Annotated in this window: 27 protein-coding genes; 9 read left to right on the top strand and 18 right to left on the bottom strand. The window is 58.9% G+C overall.

Features of this window, described 5'->3' with window-relative positions:
• Positions 1-27: 27 nt before the first annotated feature.
• From AC2FF7_RS05505 to AC2FF7_RS05520, 4 genes are all read left to right on the top strand, one after another.
• Entirely contained in the window at positions 28-1,113 is a 1,086-nt protein-coding gene (locus AC2FF7_RS05505; RefSeq protein ID WP_480865680.1) for an ABC transporter ATP-binding protein, read from the top strand.
• 121 nt (positions 1,114-1,234) lie between these two features.
• Positions 1,235-2,017, top strand: a complete 783-nt coding sequence (gene surE, locus AC2FF7_RS05510; RefSeq protein WP_496905330.1) for a 5'/3'-nucleotidase SurE — start codon at positions 1,235-1,237, stop codon at positions 2,015-2,017.
• Positions 2,014-2,664 (top strand): protein-L-isoaspartate(D-aspartate) O-methyltransferase, encoded by a 651-nt coding sequence (locus AC2FF7_RS05515; RefSeq protein ID WP_170752802.1) that lies wholly within the window; start codon positions 2,014-2,016, stop codon positions 2,662-2,664. The genes surE and AC2FF7_RS05515 overlap by 4 nt, the downstream gene beginning before the upstream one ends.
• Positions 2,665-2,727: 63 nt before the next feature.
• Entirely contained in the window at positions 2,728-3,891 is a 1,164-nt protein-coding gene (locus AC2FF7_RS05520; protein WP_480865678.1) for a peptidoglycan DD-metalloendopeptidase family protein, read from the top strand.
• Between the two features lie 61 nt (positions 3,892-3,952).
• On the opposite strand, the gene AC2FF7_RS05525 is transcribed toward AC2FF7_RS05520, so the two are convergent.
• Positions 3,953-4,624, bottom strand: a complete 672-nt coding sequence (locus tag AC2FF7_RS05525; RefSeq protein WP_353390124.1) for a helix-turn-helix transcriptional regulator — start codon at positions 4,622-4,624, stop codon at positions 3,953-3,955.
• Positions 4,625-4,645: 21 nt separating this feature from the next.
• Positions 4,646-4,951, bottom strand: a complete 306-nt coding sequence (locus tag AC2FF7_RS05530) for a hypothetical protein (RefSeq protein ID WP_170774376.1) — start codon at positions 4,949-4,951, stop codon at positions 4,646-4,648.
• Between the two features lie 219 nt (positions 4,952-5,170).
• Here AC2FF7_RS05530 and AC2FF7_RS05535 point away from each other — a divergent pair, with 219 nt between their 5' ends.
• The 4 genes from AC2FF7_RS05535 (at position 5,171) to AC2FF7_RS05550 (ending at position 7,674) form a co-directional block, all read left to right on the top strand.
• Positions 5,171-5,386 (top strand): twin-arginine translocase TatA/TatE family subunit, encoded by a 216-nt coding sequence (locus tag AC2FF7_RS05535; RefSeq protein WP_170354368.1) that lies wholly within the window; start codon positions 5,171-5,173, stop codon positions 5,384-5,386.
• Between the two features lie 6 nt (positions 5,387-5,392).
• Positions 5,393-5,851: a Sec-independent protein translocase protein TatB gene (gene tatB, locus AC2FF7_RS05540; protein ID WP_480865677.1), complete on the top strand. Its 459-nt coding sequence runs from the start codon at positions 5,393-5,395 to the stop codon at positions 5,849-5,851.
• The gene (gene tatC / locus AC2FF7_RS05545) at positions 5,848-6,720 is read left to right on the top strand and encodes a twin-arginine translocase subunit TatC (RefSeq protein ID WP_170752810.1); all 873 of its coding nucleotides are present in this window, start codon (positions 5,848-5,850) and stop codon (positions 6,718-6,720) included. The genes tatB and tatC overlap by 4 nt, the downstream gene beginning before the upstream one ends.
• A 111-nt stretch (positions 6,721-6,831) precedes the next feature.
• Positions 6,832-7,674 (top strand): ATP-binding protein, encoded by an 843-nt coding sequence (locus AC2FF7_RS05550; protein WP_480865676.1) that lies wholly within the window; start codon positions 6,832-6,834, stop codon positions 7,672-7,674.
• Positions 7,675-7,737: 63 nt separating this feature from the next.
• Here AC2FF7_RS05550 and AC2FF7_RS05555 read toward each other — a convergent pair whose 3' ends face one another.
• From AC2FF7_RS05555 to alr, 10 genes are all read right to left on the bottom strand, one after another.
• Positions 7,738-8,382 (bottom strand): SDR family NAD(P)-dependent oxidoreductase, encoded by a 645-nt coding sequence (locus AC2FF7_RS05555; protein WP_170354364.1) that lies wholly within the window; start codon positions 8,380-8,382, stop codon positions 7,738-7,740.
• A 41-nt stretch (positions 8,383-8,423) separates the two neighbouring features.
• Positions 8,424-8,672, bottom strand: coding sequence for a hypothetical protein (locus AC2FF7_RS05560; protein ID WP_170752815.1), 249 nt, complete (start codon positions 8,670-8,672; stop codon positions 8,424-8,426).
• A 265-nt stretch (positions 8,673-8,937) separates the two neighbouring features.
• On the bottom strand, positions 8,938-10,461 hold the full coding sequence (gene purF / locus AC2FF7_RS05565) for an amidophosphoribosyltransferase (RefSeq protein ID WP_170354362.1): 1,524 nt from the start codon (positions 10,459-10,461) through the stop codon (positions 8,938-8,940).
• A gap of 626 nt (positions 10,462-11,087) precedes the next feature.
• Positions 11,088-11,684 carry a CvpA family protein gene (locus AC2FF7_RS05570; protein WP_170354361.1) on the bottom strand — a complete coding sequence of 199 codons (597 nt, stop codon included), beginning with the start codon at positions 11,682-11,684 and terminating at the stop codon, positions 11,088-11,090.
• Between the two features lie 41 nt (positions 11,685-11,725).
• Positions 11,726-13,087 (bottom strand): DNA repair protein RadA, encoded by a 1,362-nt coding sequence (gene radA / locus AC2FF7_RS05575; RefSeq protein ID WP_496905331.1) that lies wholly within the window; start codon positions 13,085-13,087, stop codon positions 11,726-11,728.
• A 121-nt stretch (positions 13,088-13,208) separates the two neighbouring features.
• Positions 13,209-13,991 carry a DNA repair protein gene (locus AC2FF7_RS05580; protein ID WP_480865674.1) on the bottom strand — a complete coding sequence of 261 codons (783 nt, stop codon included), beginning with the start codon at positions 13,989-13,991 and terminating at the stop codon, positions 13,209-13,211.
• Between the two features lie 156 nt (positions 13,992-14,147).
• Positions 14,148-14,594, bottom strand: coding sequence for a paraquat-inducible protein A (locus AC2FF7_RS05585; RefSeq protein ID WP_170752820.1), 447 nt, complete (start codon positions 14,592-14,594; stop codon positions 14,148-14,150).
• Between the two features lie 536 nt (positions 14,595-15,130).
• The gene (locus AC2FF7_RS05590) at positions 15,131-15,877 is read right to left on the bottom strand and encodes an ABC transporter ATP-binding protein (protein ID WP_170724251.1); all 747 of its coding nucleotides are present in this window, start codon (positions 15,875-15,877) and stop codon (positions 15,131-15,133) included.
• Positions 15,874-16,656 (bottom strand): MlaE family ABC transporter permease, encoded by a 783-nt coding sequence (locus AC2FF7_RS05595; RefSeq protein ID WP_480865673.1) that lies wholly within the window; start codon positions 16,654-16,656, stop codon positions 15,874-15,876. The genes AC2FF7_RS05590 and AC2FF7_RS05595 overlap by 4 nt, the downstream gene beginning before the upstream one ends.
• Positions 16,653-17,687 (bottom strand): alanine racemase, encoded by a 1,035-nt coding sequence (gene alr / locus AC2FF7_RS05600; protein WP_480865672.1) that lies wholly within the window; start codon positions 17,685-17,687, stop codon positions 16,653-16,655. The genes AC2FF7_RS05595 and alr overlap by 4 nt, the downstream gene beginning before the upstream one ends.
• 218 nt (positions 17,688-17,905) lie before the next feature.
• Between alr and AC2FF7_RS05605 the strand changes: the two genes are divergently transcribed.
• Positions 17,906-18,445 (top strand): GNAT family N-acetyltransferase, encoded by a 540-nt coding sequence (locus tag AC2FF7_RS05605; protein ID WP_480865671.1) that lies wholly within the window; start codon positions 17,906-17,908, stop codon positions 18,443-18,445.
• Between the two features lie 3 nt (positions 18,446-18,448).
• On the opposite strand, the gene AC2FF7_RS05610 is transcribed toward AC2FF7_RS05605, so the two are convergent.
• The 6 genes from AC2FF7_RS05610 to AC2FF7_RS05635 form a co-directional block, all read right to left on the bottom strand.
• Positions 18,449-19,939 (bottom strand): replicative DNA helicase, encoded by a 1,491-nt coding sequence (locus tag AC2FF7_RS05610; RefSeq protein ID WP_170354353.1) that lies wholly within the window; start codon positions 19,937-19,939, stop codon positions 18,449-18,451.
• Positions 19,940-20,163: 224 nt separating this feature from the next.
• Positions 20,164-20,844 (bottom strand): orotate phosphoribosyltransferase, encoded by a 681-nt coding sequence (locus AC2FF7_RS05615; RefSeq protein ID WP_496905332.1) that lies wholly within the window; start codon positions 20,842-20,844, stop codon positions 20,164-20,166.
• A 129-nt stretch (positions 20,845-20,973) separates the two neighbouring features.
• Positions 20,974-22,155, bottom strand: a complete 1,182-nt coding sequence (locus AC2FF7_RS05620) for an ammonium transporter (protein WP_480865670.1) — start codon at positions 22,153-22,155, stop codon at positions 20,974-20,976.
• Positions 22,156-22,306: 151 nt separating this feature from the next.
• Complete coding sequence (locus AC2FF7_RS05625; protein WP_480865669.1) at positions 22,307-22,783, bottom strand: CinA family protein; 477 nt, start codon at positions 22,781-22,783, stop codon at positions 22,307-22,309.
• Positions 22,780-23,277 (bottom strand): phosphatidylglycerophosphatase A family protein, encoded by a 498-nt coding sequence (locus AC2FF7_RS05630; RefSeq protein WP_480865668.1) that lies wholly within the window; start codon positions 23,275-23,277, stop codon positions 22,780-22,782. The genes AC2FF7_RS05625 and AC2FF7_RS05630 overlap by 4 nt, the downstream gene beginning before the upstream one ends.
• The gene (locus AC2FF7_RS05635; RefSeq protein ID WP_480865667.1) at positions 23,274-24,404 is read right to left on the bottom strand and encodes a bifunctional 2-C-methyl-D-erythritol 4-phosphate cytidylyltransferase/2-C-methyl-D-erythritol 2,4-cyclodiphosphate synthase; all 1,131 of its coding nucleotides are present in this window, start codon (positions 24,402-24,404) and stop codon (positions 23,274-23,276) included. Before AC2FF7_RS05635 ends, AC2FF7_RS05630 begins: the two co-directional genes overlap by 4 nt.
• Positions 24,405-24,482 lie beyond the last annotated feature (78 nt).

Consider the following 24,482-nt stretch of genomic DNA (forward strand, 5'->3'; position numbering starts at 1 on the left):
GATCGGGAAAGGCTACGGGGTCCTTCGGTGACAGTGAATTCAACTCCTCCACGTCTGGAAATCCGCAATCTGGTCGCCCGGTACGAAGGGCGTGTGGTGGTGGATGACGTCTCGCTAAGTGTTCAGGCGGGGCAGGTGACGTGTCTGCTAGGGCCGTCTGGCTGCGGCAAGTCGACCACGCTGCGTATGATCGCCGGGGTCGAGATGCAGGAGTCCGGCCAGATTTATGTGGATGGCAAGCTGATCTGCGACACGGTGTTTCGTGTCCCGCCCGAGCGGCGCGAGATTGGGCTAATGTTTCAGGACTTTGCCCTGTTTCCCCATCTAAGCGTGGCCGACAACGTGGCTTTTGGTCTGAAGGGCCACAAGGACGAAAAACGCGCGCGGGTCGAGGAGTTGCTGACGAAGGTTGATCTGATGCGCTTCGTCGACAGCTATCCGCATCATCTGTCGGGCGGCGAACAACAGCGGGTCGCACTGGCGCGGGCTTTGGCGCCGCGTCCCCGGATCATGTTGATGGACGAACCGTTCTCGGGGTTGGATAACCGTTTGCGCGACGGTATCCGGGATGAGACGCTGGCGATCCTCAAAGAAGAAGACGCCGCCGTGGTTCTGGTCACGCATGAGCCCGAAGAGGCGATGCGAATGGCCGATGAGATCGCCCTTATGCGGCGTGGCAAGATCGTGCAGCAGGGCGCGCCCTATAATGTCTATACCCGGCCTGCGGACAAAGCGGCGGTGGCATTCTTCAGTGATGTCAATGTGTTGAAGGCGCAAGTTAATGGCGCTTTGGCAGAGACGCCATTTGGGCGCTTTTTGGCTCCGGGCGTACCTGACGGCACGGATGTTGAGATCGTCTTCCGCCCGCAGCATGTCAAACTGGATTTCGACCGTAACGGCAAAGGGCCGCTGCCCACGCCGACCGATGGCGTGGCCGCGCGTGGCGTTGTCCAGCGGGCGCGCTTTCTGGGCAATGAAAGCCTGGTCGAATTTCGCATGGACTATGACGGTTCAATCCTGAAAGCCACTGTGCCGAACGTCTTTGTTCCGCAGCCGGGACGTGTCATGTGGCTGACCATTCGCCGCGACCGGTGCTTTGTTTTCCCCGAATAATTCCTGACGTGGCAATTTAGACCCAGCTGATGCGTGAAAGCCGCAGTTTGCGTGTGCGCGTCGCTTGCCGAGGCGCGGGGCCGGGTCTATCAAGGGAAAAACGCAGGGATGGATGGGGCATATGCGTATTCTTCTGACCAATGATGATGGCATCAATGCACCGGGCCTGATCACGCTTGAGGCGATTGCCGCCGAGCTTGCCGGGCCGGACGGAGAGATTTGGGTCGTTGCGCCCGCGTTCGAGCAATCCGGCGTCGGACATTGCATCAGTTACACGCACCCGATGATGGTCGCTAAACTGGGTGAACGCCGATACGCCGCCGAGGGCTCGCCCGCTGATTGCGTGCTGGCTGGTTTGCATGACGTGATGAAGGATGCGCCGCCAGATCTGGTGTTGTCAGGGGTAAACCGGGGCAATAACTCGGCCGAAAACACGCTGTATTCCGGGACGATCGGTGGCGCGATGGAGGCCGCTTTGCAGGGTGTCCCTGCGATTGCCTTGTCGCAATACTTTGGCCCGCGCAATTTGGGGCTGGATGACCCATTCGAGGCCGCAACGCGGTTTGGGGCCGATCTGGTGCGCAAAATCTTGGATGCGACGCCAGCCGAGCAGGGCGATTATCGTCTGTTCTACAACGTAAATTTCCCGCCCGTTCCCGCCGACGAGGTTCTGGGCACTCGCGTGGCGGCCCAAGGATATCGCCGTGACACACATTTCTCTGTCGAGCCGCACAGCTCGCCATCGGGGCGGCGGTTCTTGTGGATCAAGGGCGGGTATCAGCACAACCCGACCGCGCCGGGGACGGATGCGGCAGTCAATCTGGTGGGTTATATTTCGGTCACACCGATGCGGGCGGATTTGACAGCGCATGACACGCTTGAGGCACTAAAGACAATCGAATGACCGGGTTGAGTGCAGAAACAAAGATGCAGTTCCTTTTTGCCCTGCGCTCTCGCGGGGTGACGGATGCGCGCGTATTGGCAGCGATGGAGCAGATTGATCGCGGCAAGTTCGTCAAGGGTTTGTTCGCGGACCGAGCGTATGAGGACACGCCGCTGCCGATTGCTTGTGGCCAGACGATCAGTCAGCCTTCGGTCGTGGGTCTTATGACTCAGGCGCTGGATGTGCGACCTCGGGATACGGTGCTCGAAATTGGGACCGGGTCCGGATATCAGGCGGCTGTCCTGTCTAAACTGGCACGCCGGGTCTACACGGTCGAGCGACATAAGCGGCTGGTGCGCGAAACCGGCGACCTGTTCCGCGAGTTGGGCCTGACCAATGTGACAGCGATGCTGACCGATGGATCATTCGGTTTGCCTGAACAGGCTCCGTTTGATCGTATCATTGTGACTGCGGCGGCCGAGGACCCGCCAGGGCCGCTCTTGGCGCAGCTCAAAATCGGCGGTATCATGGTTTTGCCGGTCGGGCAGTCGGATACGGTTCAAACATTGATCCGGGTTCGGCGAACGGAAACCGGCCTGGACTATGATGAATTATTGCCCGTTCGGTTTGTTCCCCTGCTTGAGGGATTGGGCAAAGACGAGGCGTAGAGGCTTTTTGAAAACCCACCGGAACCCCGATCAACAGGGGCAGGTGATGAGGACAGAAAAAAGATGAGAGCAGTTTCCAAATCAGCGATGATGCGCTGCGCGACCGGAATGGTTGCGCTGGCCGTATTAGCCGGGTGCGAAGGCCCGCTTGACTATGATCTTCGCGGTCAGATCGGAGGGTTTTCCACCACGGATGCGGCCCAGACGGCCACCACGAACCGCCCGCCGCCGGATGCGCGCGGCGTGATTACCTATCCGACTTATCAAGTTGCCGTTGCGCGCCGGGGTGACAAGGTCAGTGACATCGCAGCGCGGGTGGGTTTGCCCGAAGCAGAGCTGGCCACGTTCAACGGCCTCAAACCCACTGATACGTTGCGGGACGGTGAAGTAATCGCTCTGCCGCGAACGGTCAGTTCGGCAAGCTCGGTCGATATTGCGACAATCGCAGGGACCGCCATCGATGAGGCACCAGCGGATGGCTCGGTCCGCACGTCGACCTTGGCGCCTGCGCAGCCTACCGCGACACCAGCACCTCCTGCTGCGCCGTCAGGACCCGAACCCATCAGGCACAAGGTGAAACGCGGCGAGACTGCGTTCACGATCTCGCGCCTTTATGACGTGCCAGTGGACGCGCTGGCGGATTGGAATGGTCTGGATTCGGACTTTACGGTTCGGGAAGGTCAGTTCCTGTTGATCCCGATCAAGACGCAGTCCGCGCCGCAACAGGCCGCTGTGCCAGCAACCAATGTCACGCAGCCGGGGCAAGGATCACCCACTCCAACGCCGCCAAGTGCGACTCAGCCTTTGCCAGACGAACAGGTCGCTGCGCCGGTTCCTGCGCCGGATGTAACGGCTGAGGCACCGACCAATCAGAGCAACTCGGCGCTGGGTTTGCCGGTGACCGGGACAATCATTCGTACCTATAAGAAAGGTCAAAACGAAGGCATCGATATCGCTGCTGCACCGGGCGCCGCCGTTAAGGCCGCCGAGGCCGGAACCGTGGCTGCAATCACCGCGGATGCCGATCAGGTGCCGATCATCGTGGTCAAGCACAACAATGACCTTCTCACCGTGTATGCAAATGTCGAAGGCATAACAGTCAAAAAGGGCGATCGGGTGCGGCGAGGCGAGAGAATTGCAGCCCTAAGGGATGGTGACAATGCCTATGTCCATTTCGAGGTTCGCAAAGGGTTCGAAGCGGTCGATCCAGAGCCGTTTTTGAAGTAGAAAATGGCCCGGTCCGGGCCATGCTTCTGGCAGGGATATTCTCTGCCAGATGAAGGACGGATCAGGTTTGCGGATCGAAGTCGCTGAGGCGTTTTCCGGGCTCATCTGTGAACAGTTCGGGCAGGGGGCGGATGGCTTCGATCAGGTCAATACGGAAGACGCGGAAGCTGTCTCGCAGCTCACACCATGCGGTGAGTGTCCAGACGCGGCCCCAGTATTCCATATGAAGCGGGCGGATCGTGCGCTCGGTCAGCACGCCGTCGATGCGGCGGTAGTTGAGGTGCAGTTTCTGGCGTGATTTGATGGCGGCGCGGATCGGGGCCATATGCGCCAACCCACGCGCAGCATCGGCAAAGGGGTAGACGGCGAATTTCCAGGTATCTGCTTCGGCGACGACTTGCGTCGGCAGCACGGCGTCGATCTTGTCGGCCAGCGTCTCAGCGGCGGCTTTTAGCTCGGGGTCGGCGGCTTGGGCCACGATGGCCATGCCGAGGTTCAGCGCCTCAAGCTCGGCTGGGGTCAGGTTTACCGGGGGCAGGGTGATCTGTTCGCGCACCATGTAGCCGACGCCGCGCTCGCCCTCGACCGGGACGCCTGAGGCGACCAGCGTGTCCATGTCGCGATAGATCGTGCGGACCGACACCTCGAGCCGGTCCGCGATGTCCTGCGCGCGGTGCAGTTTGCCATCGCGCAGGATCTGGATGATGTCGAACAGACGATCCGTGCGGCGCATGTCACGCCGTCCGAACCGTGTTTAAGCAATCATGTTCCATAGCACTTTCTCGTGACGCATCTGGATGCTGTCGGGTTTGATCGCCGTCATCAAGGCAGCGGCGAAGTCTTGTTGTGGGAACTGCGCGGCGGCATTCTGTGCCGCTTTCATGTCGGTCCAGACGACGTAGTCGGTCCAGCGGCCATCCTCGCCTTGGCTCAGCTGTCGATGCGCAAAGCCGGGGGCCGCGCGCACGAAGGCTTCGGTGGATTGGCTGAGCTTCACGAACGCCTCGGGCGTGGTGCTGTCTGCGAGCGAAAAGGTGACGATTTCGGCAACATGGGTCATTTCAATCTCCGTTGACCAGGTTTCGATGATCTCTTCCTAGTCACGTGCAACTGACATAAACCTGTCAGTTGAGAAAATCCAGCGCCCAAAAAACGCGTGAACGGATCGAATTCGAACGCGGATTTGATCTGGCGCACTGTTGTCCACCGCTCGTCAGGCGTAGACACATGGCCAAACAACATTCCCGACGCGTGGCGTCGATGTAGAAGGAGACAAGACATGCTTAACAATATCGGCCTTCCCGGCCTACTGCTGATCGCCGTTGTGGTTCTGGTTCTGTTTGGCCGCGGCAAAATCAGCTCGCTGATGGGCGAAGTGGGCAAAGGCATCACCTCGTTCAAGAAGGGCGTCAAAGAGGGCGCGGATGAGCTGGAACAGGACGCGTCCGAGATGGCCAAGGACGTCACCCCCGAGACCGATAAAGACAAGGCCTAAGCGCAGATGTTTGATCTGGGCTGGACCGAGCTTCTGGTCATTGGCGTTGTTGCCCTGATCGTTGTGGGGCCAAAGGACCTGCCGGTGCTGTTCCGCAATGTGGGGCGGTTTGTTGGCAAGGCCCGTGGCATGGCGCGCGAGTTTTCCAGCGCCATGAACGAGGCTGCTGACCAGGCGGGCGTCAATGAGATCAAGAAGGGTCTGAACGCTGCCACCAACCCTGTCGGCAGCGCCATGGACGGCGTGAAAGAGGCCGCGCAGGATTTGGCCAAGAGCATGGACCCGACCAAGTTCGACCCCGACAGCGAGACCGGCAAACTGGCAGCCGAGCGCGCCGAGCAGGCCAAGAAGATTCAAGCCTCGACCGCGCGCGCCGCCGCCGAGCGTAAGGCGAAAGAGGCCGCAGACGCCCTGGCCAAAGCCGAAGAAGCCGAGGCTGCGTTGAAAACCGAAAGCAAATCATGACCAAGACCGACGAGATCGAGGACAGCTCGGCCCCATTGATCGAGCATCTGGCAGAACTGCGTACGCGGCTTATCCACTGCGTCGTGGCGTTTCTGATCGGGATGATCATCTGCTTTACAGTGGCCACCCCGCTGTTCAACTTTCTGACGCAACCGTTGTGTGACGTTCTGGCCGAGCGCGGGCAGGATTGTGGGCTGATCTTCATCTCGCCGCAGGAAGGGTTCTTTGTAGCCATCAAGGTCTCGCTGCTGGGTGGGTTCATTCTGGCCTTTCCCTATATCGGGATGCAGATGTGGCGGTTCGTGGCTCCGGGATTGTATAAGTCTGAAAAGAACGCGTTCCTGCCGTTCATGCTGGCCTCGCCCTTCATGTTCTTATTGGGGGCCAGCTTTGCCTTTTACGTGGTTACTCCGCTGGCCTATGACTTCTTCCTTGGCTTCCAGCAGTTCGGCGCTGAAGGGGAGGCCGTGACGGATGGCGTAACCGCCGCACCGCTGAGCGTGGTCTTTCAGGGCTCAGCACAGGAATATCTGAACCTGACGATCAAGTTCATCGTAGCGTTTGGTCTGTGCTTCCAACTGCCGGTTCTGCTGACGCTGATGGGCAAGGCGGGGCTGGTAACGGCCGAAGGTCTGGGTTCAGTCCGCAAATACGCGGTGGTCGCTATTCTGGTGCTTGCCGCGCTGGTAACACCGCCCGATGTGATTACTCAGGTGATCCTGTTCGTGGTGGTATACGGACTGTACGAAATCTCGATCTTCCTCGTGGCCCGTGTCGAGAAAAAGCGCGAAGAACAGCTGCGCGCTGACGGCTACTATGACGACGAAGAAGAGGCGGATGCCGAAATCGTCGACGAAGAAAGCAAGTAAACCGGCTTAACCCGGATCAGGCGCGCCCATTCGTGGCGCGCCTTTTTTATGCGCGGGTCTTGCCGCTTGCATCTGATCATGGTTTGAACCCCAAAACAGCCGGAGGCCCTGATGGATGACCAAGCCCTGAACCGCATTGCTGATGCCTTGGAGCGCATGGCTCCAGCCCCCTTGGCAGCCCCTGATTTCGGCGCGGCCCCGGCTTTTGTCTGGCATGTGGACCCTGACCGGCTGGAACCAGTGACCAAGGTTAACCGAGTCGATTTGGACCTGCTGGTGGGCATCAACCGCTCGCGCGACACGCTTCTGGACAACACACGGCGCTTTGCGGCTGGGTACAAGGCAAACAATGCGTTGCTCTGGGGTGCGCGGGGTATGGGCAAGTCCAGCCTTGTCAAAGCGGTCCACGGGAGCCTGCAAAATGAATACCCCGATCTGAAACTGGTCGAACTTCAGCGCGAGGACATGGGCTCGGTCGCGCGTCTGCTAAACCATCTGCGGGCCGCACCGCATCGGTTCATCCTGTTCTGCGATGATCTTTCGTTCAGCCATGATGACCAACACTACAAATCGCTCAAGGCGGTGCTGGACGGCGGTATCGAAGGCCGCCCGGAAAATGTGGTGTTCTACGCCACCTCGAACCGCCGACACCTGATGCCGCGGGACATGATCGAAAACGAACGCTCCAGCGCCATCAACCCGTCCGAGGCGGTCGAGGAAAAAGTCTCACTCTCCGACCGCTTCGGCCTTTGGCTGGGCTTCCACCCCTGCGATCAGGACGAATACCTCGCCATGATCAACCGCTACTGCGCCGCCTATGGCGTCAACGTCGCCCCCGACACCCTGCGCGCCGAAGCCATCGAATGGCAGGCCACACGCGGCGCACGTTCTGGCCGCGTAGCGTGGCAATTCTTCGTCGATCTGGCCGGACGCACCGGCGCGCATATAGGCTGATCCGCCCGCTTCATCTGGCCAAAAATACCTCCGCCGGAGGCATGGCCCGCAAGGGCCATTCTCTTATAGGGACGCCAAAATTCGGGCCGCCTCATCCGCAGGGCTCGTCAAAGCATCACGGTCCTCGCCGGGATGAAACCGCGCGCGCACGGCCGTAGGCATGGGCGCAGGTTCCACAATCGACACACGTGGCCCTGTGCGCTCGGTCTCAGCCGCCCAACTGCGGGCCAACGCCATCTGAGCGCCCTTGGTCGCGCCATAGATGCCATAGAACTTGTCGCCCGCTTTGGGGTCGTCAAAGAACACGGCATGACCGCTCTCGCCCAGCAACGGAGCGATATAGGGAATCAAAACCGAAGTCGCCGTGGCATTCACATTGACGGCCTTTGCCCATTCCTTCGGGTCGATAAAATGCGCAGGCGTCAGAGCCGAGCTGTGAACAGCCGTGTGCAGCCACAGATCCACCTTGCCCCAACGATCATGAATACCCCGGCACAGCGTCGCCATGGCGTTCGGGTCGGCGATGTCCATGGGGGCCAGCGTGGCCGCGCCACCTTTGGCCTGAATACGGTCATCCAGCTCTTCCAGCCCACCGGTGGTACGGGCGACAGCGACAATGTGGTACTCGGGGGCCAGCGCCTCGGCCAGAGCAGCGCCCAAGCCCCGTGACGCCCCAGTGATTAGGGCAATTTTGGTCTGATCGGTCATGACAGCGGTTTGAACCCCCGCAGGCAGGGCGTCAAGACGGTTTAGCTGCCGGGAATGGCGATGCGCCGGGTCTGGCCGCTTTGTCGCAGCATCACGCCATCCGGATCAATTGCCACCACAGTGCCCGAGGATACGCGGCTGCCGGGCTTGACCTCTTTCACTCGTCCCGACGACAATCGCATGAGCGCGCGCAAATCCGATTTCGGGCCAAAGACCCCAAGGAGGGATACAGAGTTCTTTTTAAGCGCGCTTTTTTGCGTGGCCGCGCTTTTGACGGTGGCGTTCGACATAAATTCCGGCCGGGCCGCAGCGGCCCGATCCCTTGTTGTGAGTGCTTGGTAGGCGGGGCCTTAACAAAGCCAACCAGTAAGAAAAACCCCCTTGGGGGATCACGAAAACGACAGCGAATGTGCCCGTGGAGAAGCCCTTGAGCTTACGTTTTCTTCGCCGCAGAGTTGTGGGCGAAAACCCACCGATCTAGTATGCACGGGCAAAAAGAAAGCCCGCATCACTTCAGTGACGCGGGCCTTCGTCATTACCGATTCGGTAGATAAACTAACCCGAGGCCAGTTTTGCGGCGTTCCACGATCCGCCGGGTACCTGCATATCCTCGCGTTTTTTGCTGACGCGGCTGCTGTTTTCCAGCGTGTCCAGGTAATCCCCACTGACGCTGCCAGTGATGTAATTACCGTCGAAACACGAACAGTCAAAAGCCTCGATCTCGGGGTTTCCTTCCTTGGCCGCCCAGATCAGATCGTCGAGGTTTTGATAAAACAATGCATCCGCGCCCAGTTCCTGCCGGATTTCTTCAATATCCTTGCCATTAGCGACCAGCTCATGCTTGGTGGGCATGTCGATGCCATAGACATTGGGATATTTCACAGGCGGCGAGGCGCTGGCGATATAGACTTTCTTCGCTCCGGCCTCGCGGCACATCTGCACGATTTTCTTGATCGTGTTGCCGCGCACAATGGAATCGTCGATCAGCAGCACGTTGTGACCTTTGAACTCCAACGGAACCGCGTTCAGCTTGCGGCGCACAGATTTTTGACGCTCTTCCTGACCGGGCATGATGAAGGTCCGGCCCACATAGCGGTTCTTTACCAAACCCTCGCGGTATGGGATGCCAGTTGCCTTGGCGACCTCCAGCGCGACGGGACGGGCGCTGTCCGGCACAGGAATAATGCGGTCGATATCCAGACCGGCGGCCTCGATCTGTCGGGCCAGTGTTTGACCCATGCGCATTTGGGTTTTGTAAACCGAAACCCCATCCAGCAGCGAATCCGGACGCGCCAGATAAACATACTCGAAAATGCAGGGCGTCAGTTGCCCATCAACCGCCTGGAATGTGTGCATGTTGCCGTCCAGATCGATCAAGATCGCCTCGCCGGGTTTCACATCGCGTAGTTTGTCAAAGCCGTTGATGCCAAAGGCCACATCCTCAGAGGCAAAGGCATAGTCGTCACCCTTTCCATCCACATCACGCTTGGCGACCGAAAGCGGTCGGATGCCATAGGGATCACGGAAGGCCAGCATTCCGACGCCTGCGACAAGACAGATCACCGAATAGGCGCCCTGTACCCGCTCCATTGTCATCTTGACGCCGGCAAACAGGTTGCGGATCGGTTCTGCATTGCCGTTAACCTTGATCGCATCGGCGACCTTGTCGGCCAGCACGTTCAGCAGGATCTCGGAATCCGAAGTGGTGCGCAGGTGGCGGCTGTATTTAGCGGTCACCTTTTCGCGCTGTTCGGCGGTGTTGGTGATGTTGCCGTTATGGACCAGATAGATGCCGTAGGGCGCATTGACGAAAAAAGGCTGTGCCTCGGCCGCGCTGAGCGAGCCTGCGGTCGGATAGCGTACATGGCCCATGCCAACTTTGCCCAGCAAGGTTTCTGCGTCCTTGGCGTTGAACACGTCTTTGACCAGACCGTTGGCCTTTTTCTCTCGGAAGAACTCTCCGGTATATGTGACGATCCCCGAGGCGTCTTGCCCCCGGTGCTGCAGCATCAGCAGCCCGTCATAGATTTCCGCAAAGACATCATGTGTCCTGCTTGCGATCCCCAAAATCCCACACATGTACGGGCTCCAATTTTCTATGACGATTTGAGAGGTTTCGGTGACTGGTGGTGCTGGATGGCAGTATCTGAGGACTCGATCGCCTGACAGGCGTTGAATGCGCGCGCTTTGTCCTTTGCAGGGGCGGGCACGTGAGAAAACAGATACAGCAAGATCGGCAGCTCCGATTCCATGTCAGTTCGGCTCTCACATAATGCCTTACGGTGCCTGTGTCATCAAAGGATCACAATTGCGATTTGACGCAGGTGGTTTTTGCGGGAATTGCGCTTCAAACAGTGACAGGTCAGGCCGCATGTGCTGTCATTTCTGTGATTACCAATTTTCTGTTTTGATACCATTCGGACGGACCTACCCATGTGGCAACACAAACAAGGACAAAAAAAAGAAACACAGCCAAAACGCAGATGTCACCGATGCCGTGGCATGGGTCGGTCTCCTTGTCCGATTTGCAACGGCGCGGGCGAAGTTGTCAAAAGCCGAGACATTCACGGAAAACCAATCTTTACACGGTGTACCGGGTGTTTTGGGCTCAAAAACATCAAATGCACGGTCTGTGCGGGTGAAGGGTTCACCTGAGCAATACAGTCTTGCCCAAAAAAAAGCCCGGTCCATGCCGGGCTTTTCGCTTATTCTGTGGTTGCCGGGGCGGCTTCGGGTGTGACCTCGCCGCCTTCTGTGCAGCTTGCCACCAACTCCTCGTATTGGCGTGTCACCCAACCGAGCGCTTCTTCGGGGTTCTGTTCTTCGATCTGACCGCTGAACTGTTCAAACACCTTGGCCGAGCGGCTTTCATCGACGATCGTATATGACTGACCTGTCATGACGGTATCGTAGACAAAGAATGCGATTGCGACCAGCAGGATGCCGCGCGCGATCCCGAAGAAGAAGCCAAGTGCTTGATCCAAACCACCCAGGGCTGAGCGTTGCACAAGCGACGAAAATAGAGGGGTGAAGATGCTGACCACGATCAGCGCCACCGCAAAGACCGCCGCAAAACCGGTGATAACAGACAATTCACAACTGTCTTGCAGGAAATCTCCGACGACCGGAATCTCTTTCACCAATGGCACCGCTTGAGGTGCAAAAATAAAGGCCAGAACCGCGGCGGCGACCCATCCCGCAATCGCCAGAATCTCACGCAACAAACCGCGGGAATAGGCCAGAAGGCCCGACACCACGATGATCAGGGCAACCACCCCGTCAATAATTGTAAAACCTTCCATGGCCCTCGCCTGTAATTTTTTCAGCCTCTTAAGGCGTTACCTTAACCTGCTCCGAAGGTTTCGCCAACAAACCCTACCAAATCAGAGGGGCGGGTGAGTGTCAGACCTGCCACAGTGCCAGTTTTGCCACCTGCCGGAGCTATGGCTGATGTGAAACCAAGTTTCTGGGCTTCTTTCAACCTATTTTCGGTTTGTGCAGCTGGTCTTAGGGCACCTGACAGAGAGATTTCCCCGAATACAACGGTGTCTGAAGGCAGAGCTGTATCCTCGCGCGCGCTCAGCAAAGCTGCGGCAACGGCAAGGTCGGCCGCCGGCTCGCTGATTTTTAGTCCGCCTGCAACGTTTAGATATACGTCCAAACCAGTGAAGGGGACGCCACAGCGGGCTTCTAGCACCGCCAGAATCATAGCAAGTCTACCGCTGTCCCACCCGACGACCGTGCGACGCGGTTGCGAATGTGGTGATGGCGCGACAAGTGCTTGTAATTCAACCAAAACCGGGCGCGTTCCTTCGATTCCGGCAAATACCGCCGAGCCAGGGCTGGGTGTTCCGCGCTCGGACAAAAACAAGGCAGAGGGGTTCGTGACCTGGGCCAGTCCTTTACCCGTCATTTCGAAAACGCCGATCTCGTCCGCAGGACCAAAACGGTTCTTCACCGCACGCAGGATACGGAACTGATGGCCACGTTCCCCTTCAAAATAGAGCACAGTGTCAACCATGTGTTCGACGACACGGGGGCCTGCGATCTGACCCTCTTTGGTTACATGGCCGACCATGATGATCGAAATGCCATGTCGTTTCGCAAACGTGGTCAATTCATGCGCTGCTGCCCTTACTTGTGACACCGATCCGGGGGCGCTGTCGACATTGTCGGCCCACATGGTCTGAATCGAGTCGATAATGGCAAGGCTGGGTTTTTCCGCTTCAAGCGTGGTAAGGATGTTGCGCAGGTTTGTTTCGGCCGCGAGTTGCACCGGCGCGTCCTCCAGTCCCAGACGGCGGGCGCGCATCCGCACCTGGGCGCTGGCTTCCTCGCCCGAGACATAGATGGTCTTGACGCCAGCACGAGCAAACCGTGCGGCGGCTTGCAACAGAAGGGTGGATTTGCCGATGCCTGGATCTCCGCCCACCAGCAGGGCCGAGGCGGGGACAAGGCCACCGCCCAGCACGCGATCCAATTCCTCGACCCCACACAATGTGCGAGGCGGAGGGGTTTCCTCGGTCGACAGGTCCGTGAGTGCGATGGTCTGGCCCCGCTTGCCGCCGAGGGATTTCTTGGCCGGGCCAGCCGAAAGGGGGGCTTCTTGTATGATCGTGTTCCACTCGCCGCAGCCGTCACAGCGGCCGGACCAGCGGGAATGCGTGGCGCCACAGGCCGAGCATGAAAAAGTCGTCTTTGCCATGCGGCCCTTGGTGCCTTAGGTAGGGCGGTTCTTCAAGCCCTTGCGGGCTTTCATCGCCGCCGGTGGCGCGCCACGTCCTCAAGCCCTGCGGGCCATCGTCCGCGGCGGGCGCCTGTGGCGCCTATTCAGCGGCGCGAGGGGGCGACATCGCGATGACACTGGATTCGGTGGACTTGTGCTCGTCCGACTGCGATTGCAGTTGCGTGGACAACTCGGGCAACAGGTCGAACAATTCGTCACGTAGGCGGGCGAGTTGCGATTTGGCGATGGACTCCTCGATCTCGACATCGCGGGTCCATTGCCGCAATTCTTGCTGGATGATTTGCGCGTCACCGATGCGCTGTTGGAATTGCTCGATCTCTTCTTGGCGCTGCTGGAGGAACGTACGTGCCCGCGCCACGCGTTCGTCGCTGTAGGTGACGGCGAGTTCGTGGCTGATCTGGCTCATTTGCGCGGCCAGTTCGAGGATTTCCGGCTCCAGCGATTGGAGGTCGGGATGTTGACGCAGAAAGGCAATACGCTCTTTGACCGCGTCGAATTCAGACGACATCATGAACGTGTCACCTCGGTCCGCAGCATGGGCCATTTGGTAGGCGTAGGTGATGTCATGCATGTTCATCGCGAACTTGCGATGCGCATTCTCAAGCGCCATCATTCGACCGTTTGCGGGCAGATAGAAGGCCAGCATGAGAATCAGTGCGGTCAATCCGATCTGGATAAACATGCCCGCATCTATAGCCGGTGTGGTGCCGAATCCGGCTTGCATGGACAGCCAGGGCAGGACCCCAAATGCCGATAAGGCGGTGGTCGTCACGGCCGCAAGCGCAGCCGCGCAGATTACGATAAAGGTCAGTCTTAAAAAGGCATTCTGAAATTGCAATGTTATGTTTTGGAGGGCGGCCATGGTTGTCGATCTCCTTCTAGAACCGGAACACACCGGAGCCGAAGCGGAGTAGACTTAACTTACAGGCAGAGATCCGCCACGGACCCGAAAACTACTATTTGTTGCTGCTCGAAATATTAAGATGATACTTGGGTAAATGTTTTCAATCAATTAGCTTTAAGCTTTTCGTGAGGCGGATGTCATCTCTGTAATATGTCCCAATGCCAGTGAAGCCAGAATGCAGCCTGTAAACAGGTAGAGACCCCATGCGGTTTCGATGGTCGCGTAAGAGATGCCCTTGGCCAGCGTGATGTAGAGCGCGATCAGGAAAATATCGGCCATGGCCAGCTTGCCGAGGATGTTGAGCGCGGGCTGGACGCGCGGGTCCAGCAGGTTCCATTGGATCAGTGCGGTGCCGATGGTTTTGACGTAAGGCGCGAAGAGCGCGAAGACGGTGACGACCAGTGCGAGGAAGATATCGGATTTCCAGAGCGATTGCAGGCCAGTGATGACGCTGATTTCGCTTAGGCCGAAGATCGGCAGGAGGCCCGCGCGCATCAGCGGGGCGAACCATGCGATGGGGTAGAGGATCAGGAGCGAGAGGGTTGCGAGGCGGAGGGTCATTGCATTGGTAAATCCGGTTCTTGTTGCCAACACCTATGGGCCGACAAATCCAGTCGCAAGTTTTTCATTGAGGTCGCAATTGTCTATGTTTAAGTGTTTTGGGGCTTAGTCATTCTTCTTGGAGTTGTATTGCCTGATCCTGTGACAAAAATTGTATACGGTCCGTCTGCACTGAGCAAAGGTGTCTCTAATGCGTCGACAGGAGGACTAGGCGCTCTTCTGTCCGCCGGCAGTTCGGTTGCTGACAGATTGCCCTTCGACCGGGAGCAGCTTTTTGAAGTGCTGCATTTCCGGTTGTACAAAACGAACCGTGCTAGACAAAGGGCCAATTGGTTTGGAGGACGGATTTACAACAAGTTTTCTGGCGAAGATCCCGAATACATACCAGTTTCGGGAACACATTTGACGCAAACACTGGATGCAATCCGAATTCAGGCTCCGGACATTGTAGTTGCTAGTGGGCACTACTTGCTGAGGTATGACTACGCTAAACGGGCTTATGACCAATTGAAAAGCGAACGGCAGCGGGAAGGCGATTAACGCACCGCCTCAATCGGCCCCTCAGCACTGCCACTGATGAACTGCTCGACATAGGGATCACCCGACGCATCCATCTGCTCAACAGGGCCAGTCCACTGTATGACGCCTCCGTGCAGCATCGCCACATTATCGGCAATGGCGCGGACGGAACTCATATCGTGGGTGATGGTCATGGCCGTTGCGCCCATCTCGGTCACGATCTCGCGGATCAGGTCGTTGATGACGCCGGACATGATCGGGTCCAGCCCGGTGGTGGGCTCGTCAAAGAAAATGATCTCGGGCTCGGCAGCGATGGCACGGGCAAGGCCCACGCGTTTTTGCATCCCGCCCGACAGTTCCGAAGGGAACCGGTCGGCAACGTCCGATTTCAGGCCCACACGCCTCAGTTTATCAATCGCGATCTCGCGGGCATATTCCGCGGGGCGCTTGAGCGGGCCGCGCAGCAGACGGAACGAGACGTTCTGCCAGACGGGCAGAGAGTCAAACAGAGCCGCCCCCTGAAACAGCATCCCGAACCGGGCCAAAAATGCATCGCGGTCGCCTGTTGCGGCATCCTTGCCATCCACATAGATCATGCCGCTGTCGGGTTTGATCAACCCGAGAACGCATTTCAGCGCCACAGACTTTCCGGTTCCCGAACCGCCTATGATCACCATCGACGTGCCCTTGGGGATATCGAGGTTCATGCCTTGCAGGACTCGGTTATCACCGAAGGCTTTGTGTACATTCTCCAGCCGTATCATACCGAAAAGAACACCCCTGTGAGAATGAAGTTGGCGGCCAGGATCATGATCGCCGCCGCTTCGACCGAGGATTTGGTCGCACGGCCCACGCCCTGCGCGCCGCGGCCCGAGTTCATGCCATAGTAGCAGCCCATCACGGCCGTGATGAGGCCAAACGTAGCACCTTTGACCAGCGATGAAATCACGTCGTGCAATTCCAGAAAATTGACCGTGTTCTGAAGGTAAGCGGCAGAGTTGAAACCTAGGTTCTGAGTGGCAACCACATAGCCGCCTGCGATGCCGATCACGTCGCCCACGGCAACAAGCACTGGCACGGTCAATATGGCTGCCAGAACACGCGGTGCGGTTAAGTATTTCATCGGGTGCGTGGACAGGGTGACTAGCGCGTCGATTTGTTCGGTCACTTTCATCGTTGCGATCTCGGCCGCGATAGAAGAGGTCACGCGTGCCGCGATCATCAGACCACCAAGAACTGGTCCCAGCTCGCGTACCATGCCGATGGCCACGATCTGAGGTACCACGGCCTCGGCGTTGAAACGGGCGCCGCCAGCATAGATTTGCAGCGCCAACGCGCCGCCGGTAAAAATGGCGGTCAGGCCGACCACGGGCAGAGAAAGCCAACCGATATTCATCAGCGCAACGACAAATTCGCGTGGATAAAACGGAGGGCGGAAGACGTGCGATAGCGCATCCACTGTAAACAGTGCCACCTTTCCAAAGGTGGCAAACACAGTCAGGACGGCACGGCCTATACCGCCCAGCAGTCTCAAAGGGTTCATTCCACGTAACCTCGGGAATAGCGCGCACCGAGCGACGTGAGGATCTCGTAGCCGATAGTGCCTGCGGCCTCGGCGAGGTCGTCTACGGTCTGGTGGCCGTTGAGAATGCGCATTCGTTCTGGGTCCTCAGGCAAATCAGTGACATCCACGGTGATCAGATCCATGGAGATACGCCCAACGACGGGGCAGGGTTGACCACCTGCGAACGCATCAATGCCGCCCCCGATCGCGCGGTGCAGACCGTCAGCATAGCCCGCTGCAACGGTCGCGATACGTGACGGACGGCGCGCGGTCCAACTGTTGCCGTAGCCAACAGTCTCGCCCTCGGCCAACTCGCGGACCTGAATGACGGGCAGGTCCACAGTCACCACAGGTTTCGCGTCGGCAAAAGGCAGACCGCCGTACAGACCAACACCGGGTCGGCAGAAGTCGAAATGGAATTCCGGCCCCAAAAGTAACCCTCCGGTCGCAGCCAAGGACCGTTGGGCCGAGACTCCATCAGTTATATCACGGAAAGTCTTTAGTTGTTGCCGGTTCATCGGGTGATCCGGCTCGTCCGAGCAAGCCAGATGCGACATAACAACCACCGGGTTCAGATCCTCAACCCGCGTGCGCAGCTCGGCCCAATCGGATGGTTCAAAGCCAAGTCGGTTCATGCCGCTGTCGAGCTGGATGCCAAATGAATGCGAGGGCAGGCTTTGTTCGTGGCGCAGAAACTGCTCGGGCGAGTTCAGCAAAGGTGTCAGGTCGTTCCCGCGCAGCAGTTCGGTATCGCCTTCCATATGCCCTGAGAAGACGCCGATCATCGGACCTGGGCCAACAGCTTCGCGGACGGCTGCGCCTTCTTCGGCGACGGCAACAAAGAACTTGCGAACACCTTCTTCGGCGAGGGTGTCACAGACAGGACCCGCACCCAAGCCATAGGCGTCTGCCTTGACCACGGCGCCGGTCTCGACATTCGTTTTCGTATCTAGTGCGCGCCAGTTGCTGGCGAGCGCATGCAGGTTGATCGTCAGACGTGCGGTACTCATGGAACTGTTCATGACATTGGATCGCTGCAGGTCAAGGGGGTACGCACCGTTTATTGCCGGTTTGACGGGAACGTGGGCGAGGAATGGCTTGTCAGTATGGCAAACAAGGAACCTATGCGCCGAAAAGATCAGGGCTTATTGTTTTCACTGCGTCATCAACACAAGATTGGTGCGAGAATCATTTACGCTCATCCTGAGCGTCGGCAGGAGTAGAATTTGTGCAGTTTTCATCAGGTGTTACTGGCATGGAAGCCGAAATCCCCGAGTTCTTCCGGGCCGTTTTCAGCGCATCCGAAGGCTCGGACGAAGGCGAAGCGTTGAAGGCGCTGACTGTTGCACTGATCAAGACCACTGAGGCCGATGATTTGCTGTGCGTGACAGTGCATACATCCGAGCGCCTGTGCGGGTGCATTTTCTTTTCTCGCCTGACCTATGACGAAGACCCGCGCAAGGTGGTGCTGATGTCCCCGGTTGCGGTTGCTACAGATCGTCAGAAGCAAGGGATCGGGCAGAAGTTGATCGCGTACGGGTTGGAACAGGTTCGCCAAGCAGGGGCCGAGGTCGCGGTGACTTATGGTGACCCGGCCTATTACGGTAAGTCGGGGTTTCAGTCGATGACACCAGAGTTCGCGCGACCGCCCCACGATCTGAGCCAGCCGCATGGGTGGCTTGGCCAATCGCTGAACACCAAGGAATTTAGGCCAATAGCCGGGCCATCGCGCTGTCTGCCAGCCTTCGATCAGCCCGGGTTGTGGTGACTGTCAGTAGCCTTCGATCTGGCCGTCCTGCTGCCAGGGTTTGACCAGGTTGCCAAAGCGAGTGAACTGCGCCTCAAACGACAGTTCGACCGTGCCGATGGGGCCGTGACGCTGCTTGCCGACAATGACTTCGGCCTTGCCATGCAGGCGGTCCATGGCCTGCTTCCACTCTTCCATTTTTTCCAGCTCATGATCGCCGGGCTTTTCACGCTCTTTGTAGTATTCCTCGCGGAACACGAACATCACAACGTCGGCGTCCTGTTCGATCGAGCCCGATTCCCGCAGGTCAGACAGTTGCGGGCGCTTGTCGTCGCGACTTTCCACCTGACGCGAGAGCTGAGACAGGGCGATCACCGGGATATTCAACTCCTTGGCGATGGCCTTCATGCCCATCGAAATTTCGGCAATTTCGTTGACGCGGTTGTCGGACATGCCCCGGCACAGCTGCAGATAGTCGATCACCAACAGATCCAGCCCATGCGTTCGCTTGAGCCGCCGCGCGCGGGCGGCAAGCTGCGAGATCGGCAGGGCAGGGGTGTCGTCGATGAACAGCGGGCAGGCTTCCAACTCTTTGGCGGCGTCCACGAACCTGCGGAACTCGGCCTCGGTCATATCGCCTTGGCGGATCTTGTGGCTTGAGATTTCAGAGGCTTCGGCCAGAACCCGGCCGGCCAGTTGTTCCGCGCTCATCTCCAGAGAAAAGAATCCGACCACGCCGCCATCCACAGCCCCTTCGGACCCGTCCGATTTGGTGCCGCGCTTATACGCCTTGGCCACGTTGAACGCGACGTTGGTCGCCAATGAGGTTTTCCCCATCGACGGACGCCCGGCCAGAATGATCAGGTCCGACGGGTGCAGGCCCCCAAGCTGTTTGTCCAAATCGGCCAGACCGGTGGAAATCCCCGCCATGCCGCCACCGCGCTGATACGCTTCGTTGGTGACGTTGACGGCTTCTGTGACCGCCTTGAGGAAGGATTGAAATCCCTGTTCGGTCTGGCCCTGCTCGGATAACTGGTAAAGCTGTTGCTCGGCCTCGACGATCTGTTCCTTGGGCTCGCTGGACACATCAACCCGTGCCGCCTTGTCCGAGATGTCGCGGCCCAGCCGGATCAATTCGCGCCGGATGGCGAGGTCATAGATCATCTGGGCATAATCATGCACCGCAAACGCACTGATCGAAGCACCCGCCAGTTTGACCAGATAGGCGGGGCCACCCAACTCTTTCAGGCCCTCATCCTCGGCCATGAAGGATTTCAGCGTCACGGGCGAGGCCAGCGCATTCTTGGCGATGCGATTGGCCGCGACCTCATAGATGCGGGCATGGACCGGATCATAGAAATGCTCGGCCCCAATGATCGAGGCCACCCGGTCATACAGATCGTTGTTCGTCAGGATGGCACCGAGAAGCTGTTGTTCAGCCTCAATGGAATGCGGCATGGTTTCGGCGTTCTGAATCTGCGCCGCTGCCTGCTCGATACTGCTTATCTCGTTCATTTTGTCCCCACTGCCCTGATGAGGTTCTACACGCGAATGGCCGTCCCAATCCATCTGGAAATCCCTGTGGTTAACTTGGGGTAAGACCTAGGGATAAGTTTCCAGACAGATAGGATATCTGAATGTGTATCGCTTATTATGTAGGAAAGGCGGGGAAAGTCACCAGATATCGTGCTTGGTGCACCGATTCTTCCGGGCTTATCCCCAAATTACCCACAAGAGGTTTATGTGGATTTATTGGCTTCCTGCCATCCACGCGGATCGTTCAGGAAGGCCTCGACCCCGTCAAGTGTCTCAGTGTCAAAGGCTTTCTGCGCCTTGGCCTCGGCCAGAACGTCCCACCACGTACACAGCGAATGCAGCTTCACGCCGTGGTCGCCCAGCGTCTTTTCGGTCTCGGGGAAGATGCCATAGTAGAAGATCACCGCCGTATGGCCGCAGGTTGCGCCGGTTTCGCGGATTGCATCCACAAAAGACAACTTGGACCCGCCATCGGTGGTCAGGTCCTCGACAAGCAGCACGCGCTCACCTTCGGACATTGCGCCCTCGATACGGGCGTTGCGGCCGTATCCTTTGGGCTTTTTGCGCACATAGGTCATCGGCAGGGCGATGCGCTCGGCGACCATGGCGGCAAAGGGGATGCCTGCGGTTTCGCCACCGGCGATGTTGTCGAACGCCTCGAACCCGGCATCGCGCATCACGGTGACCGTCAGGAAATCCATCAGAGTCGAGCGGATACGCGGGTATGAGATCAGCTTGCGGCAGTCGATATAGGTCGGGCTGGGCAGGCCCGAGGCCAGCGTGAACGGCTCGCGCGAATTGAAGTGGACGGCCTTGATCTCCAGCAGCATCCGCGCGGTCAGGCGGGCGATTTCGGTGCTGTCGGGGTACGAGCTGGGGATCATGGTGCAAACCTCTGGGCTGAAAACAGGTTGCGGGCTGATAACGCGCGGTGCCCCCCAGAGTCGAGAGGGCGGGCAAAAGAAAAGCGGACCCGCAAGGGGCCCGCTTAGCACGTTTAGTATGGCGCGCGATCAGCTTGTCATGTCATAGGCGCGTTCACCATGCACCGACAGGTCGAGGCCATTGGTTTCTGTCTCGGCATCCACACGCAGCGGCGTGATCAGAGCGACCAGTTTGATCAGCACAAAGGTCACGACGGCGGTGAAGACACCAACGATGACCAGGCCACCCAACTGTGCAGTCCAGGCCCCTAGGCCAAAGACGGCGATCATGATGGTGCCAAAGATGCCCCCAACGCCATGCACGGCGAACACATCCAGTGTATCGTCGATTTTCAGAACGTTGCGGATGACATTCACCGCTTCCTGGCACAGCACACCAGCCACGGCACCGATGATCAGCGCCTGAACCGGATCCACATAGCCCGAGGCAGGTGTGATGGAGGCCAAACCAGCGATCGTACCGGTCACCAGACCGACCATCGACGCTTTGCCGTATTTAATCCGTTCGTAAAGTGCCCATGTCAGCGAGGCGGTTGCAGCCGAGATATGCGTCACGGTCATCGCCATCGCGGCGCCCCCGTCAGCGGCAAGTTGCGACCCGCCGTTAAAGCCGAACCAGCCGACCCACAGCATCGCGGCGCCGATCATGACAAAACCCGGATTGTGCGGCGGCGTCGTGCGGTTGCGGCGCGGGCCCAGCACCACGGCAATGATCAGCGCGGCCAGACCGGCGGTTTCATGTACCACGATACCGCCTGCGAAATCGCGCACGCCGACCTCTCCCAGAATGCCGCCATCGGTCAGCATGCCGCCGCCCCAGATCCAATGCACCACCGGCGCATAGCACAGCAACATCCACAGGCCCGAGAAGGTCAGCACAAAGCCAAAGCCCACGCGTTCCACATATGCGCCTACGATCAGCGCGGGCGTGATGATGGCAAAGGTCATCTGGAACGCGAAAAAGAGAACCTCAGGCAGGTTGCCTGACAGGCTGTCTGCATCGACCCCATTCAGAAACGCCTTGCCCAGACCGCCCCACAGCCCAGATCCACCGTCGCCGAACGCGATGGAATAGCCTGCGACCAGCCACAGGATGCTCATCAGGCAGGCGATGCTGAAACAGTGCATGAAAACGCTCAGCACGTTGCGGGCGCGCACGAGGCCACCATAGAACAGGGCCAGGCCCGGAAGTGTCATAAACAGGACCAAGGCGGTTGCCACTATGATCCAGGCGGTATCGGCTCCATTCATCAGCCGCTCTCCTCTTCAGCTTGCGTGGCGGGGCTTGAAGCGGAGCACGGGTGGGGAAAAAAGAGGCAATCGTTAAAAAAGACGCCTATTTATGGGGCTTTTGTCTTATTGATGATTAAATGTGCGTCATGTTTGCAGGGTTGCGAAAAAATTAGGCGATATTAGAAAGCGCATCTGACAACAAATTCAGCGCGTGATCGCGCGCGGCCAGCCGGACGGCGTCACGGCCAAGTGCACCAAATTCGATGGTTTGCGTTTGGGTCAGCTGCCCTGTAGCGGCGATTCCGAAGCAGACGCGCCCCTCGGGTTTGAACTCGGACCCACCGGGGCCCGCGATGCCGGTGATCGATACGGCCAGTTGCGCGTTGGAATGCTGCAGGGCGCCCTCAGCCATCTCGCGGGCAACCTGTTCCGAGACCGCGCCGTGCGCGTCCAGAGTCGCCGCCTGTACGCCCAACATCTGCTGTTTTGCGGCGTTGGTGTAGGTCACGAAACCTCGGTCCACCACGGCCGAACTGCCGGGGATGTCAGTCAGCGCCGCGGCGACCATACCCCCGGTGCAACTTTCGGCGGTGGCGATCATCACTCCTTGCGCCTTGGCGCGGTCCAGTAGCGCGGCGACGGTCATAGCCCCAAAACCCCATGCGCGATCCCGGCCAGGATCAAGACGCCGATGGCGGCAAAGACCCCGGCGATCACGTCATCCAGCATCACGCCCATCGCATCCCCCTTGCGGTCGGCCCAGCCAACCGGGCCCGGTTTGGTAATGTCGAACAGACGGAACAACAGGAACCCTGCAACCCAGCCGGGCCACAGCGCCGTGATCTCGATCCCATGCGCCCATGAAGGGTATGAGATCGCCCAAAGCGCGATGAACTGGCCTGCGACCTCATCTATGACGATCTCGGACGGGTCGTGGTCCTCTTGCCCTGCGGTCATCAAGCGGGTCGCCCAGAGCCCGCCAAAGAACACCGCGAACGTGGCGATCATCAGCAGGGGGAAACCACCCAGTGTATGCAAGACCCACGCCAAGGGCAGGGCGGCGAGCGATCCCCATGTGCCGGGCGCAGGGCGCAGATAGCCCACACCGCAGACGGTGCCGATCAGGCGCGCGGCGGTCATGATTTCACCAGGCAGGCTGTAGCCAGCGAGGCAATGCCTTCGCTGCGGCCCGTGAAGCCCAGCCGTTCGGACGTTGTCGCCTTGACCGAGACCTGATCGGTCCGCAGCCCCATAATCCGGGCCATCTCGATCCGCATCGCCTCGGCATGCGGGCCGATCTTGGGGTATTCGCAGACCAGCGTGCAATCGATATTCGAGATCGCGTATCCCATCGTCGCTGCCAGCTCGACCGCGTGGCGCAGGAAAATCTCGCTGGCGACCCCTTTCCATTGCGGGTCCGAGGGAGGGAAGTGTTGGCCGATATCTCCCTGCGCCAGAGCGCCATAGATCGCATCGGTCACGGCATGCATTCCCACGTCAGCGTCCGAATGCCCCTGAAGGCCGCGATCATGCGGCACCTGAACGCCGCACAGGATTACATGATCCCCGTCGCCAAACCGATGCACGTCATACCCGTTGCCCAGCCTTACATCCATATTCGTTCCCAATATGCGTTCCGCCCGTGCAAAATCCTCGGGCCTTGTGATTTTGATGTTATCCGCGTCGCCCGGCACGATGGCCACGTCCAGTCCTGCGGCGCGGGCAACCTCGACATCGTCCGCCGCGCCGCCCGCATGAGCGGCATGGGCCGCGACGATGGTGTTATAGTGAAAGCCCTGTGGTGTCTGTGCGGCGAAAAGGCCGGTGCGATCCTGCGTGCCGGTCACCGTTTGTCCGTCTCCGGTCCAAAGCGCATCCGTGACTGCCAAGCCGGGGGCGGCAGCGGGGCTGGCTTCGAGCGCCTGCAACACGTTGTGAATAGTCTGAGCGCTAACACAGGGACGGGCGACATCATGGATCAGAACTCGGGTCACATCCAGATCGCTCAGGGCGGCCAGCCCATTGCGCACCGAACCCGGACGATCTGCGCCACCTGCGGTCAGGATCAGATCTGAAGCGGCAAATTCTTCCCATGCGGTGCTGTCCTCGGGGGACAAGACCAGCACGATGTGATCGACTTGCCCGTGAAACTGCTCAATCGTCCAGTCCGCGACGCGGCGTCCGCCTAGCGGTCGCCATTGTTTCGGGATACCCCCTCCGGCGCGCAGGCCACGTCCTGCGGCAACGATTATGGCTGCGGTGGTCATGGGCGGTGTCTCCGGTAAATTCGGGGCAATGTTTAGGGTGCGGTGAATGCAGAGGCAATCACCCGCGTTATCCCGCCT

This window comes from Ruegeria sp. YTSC325, assembly GCF_059609525.1.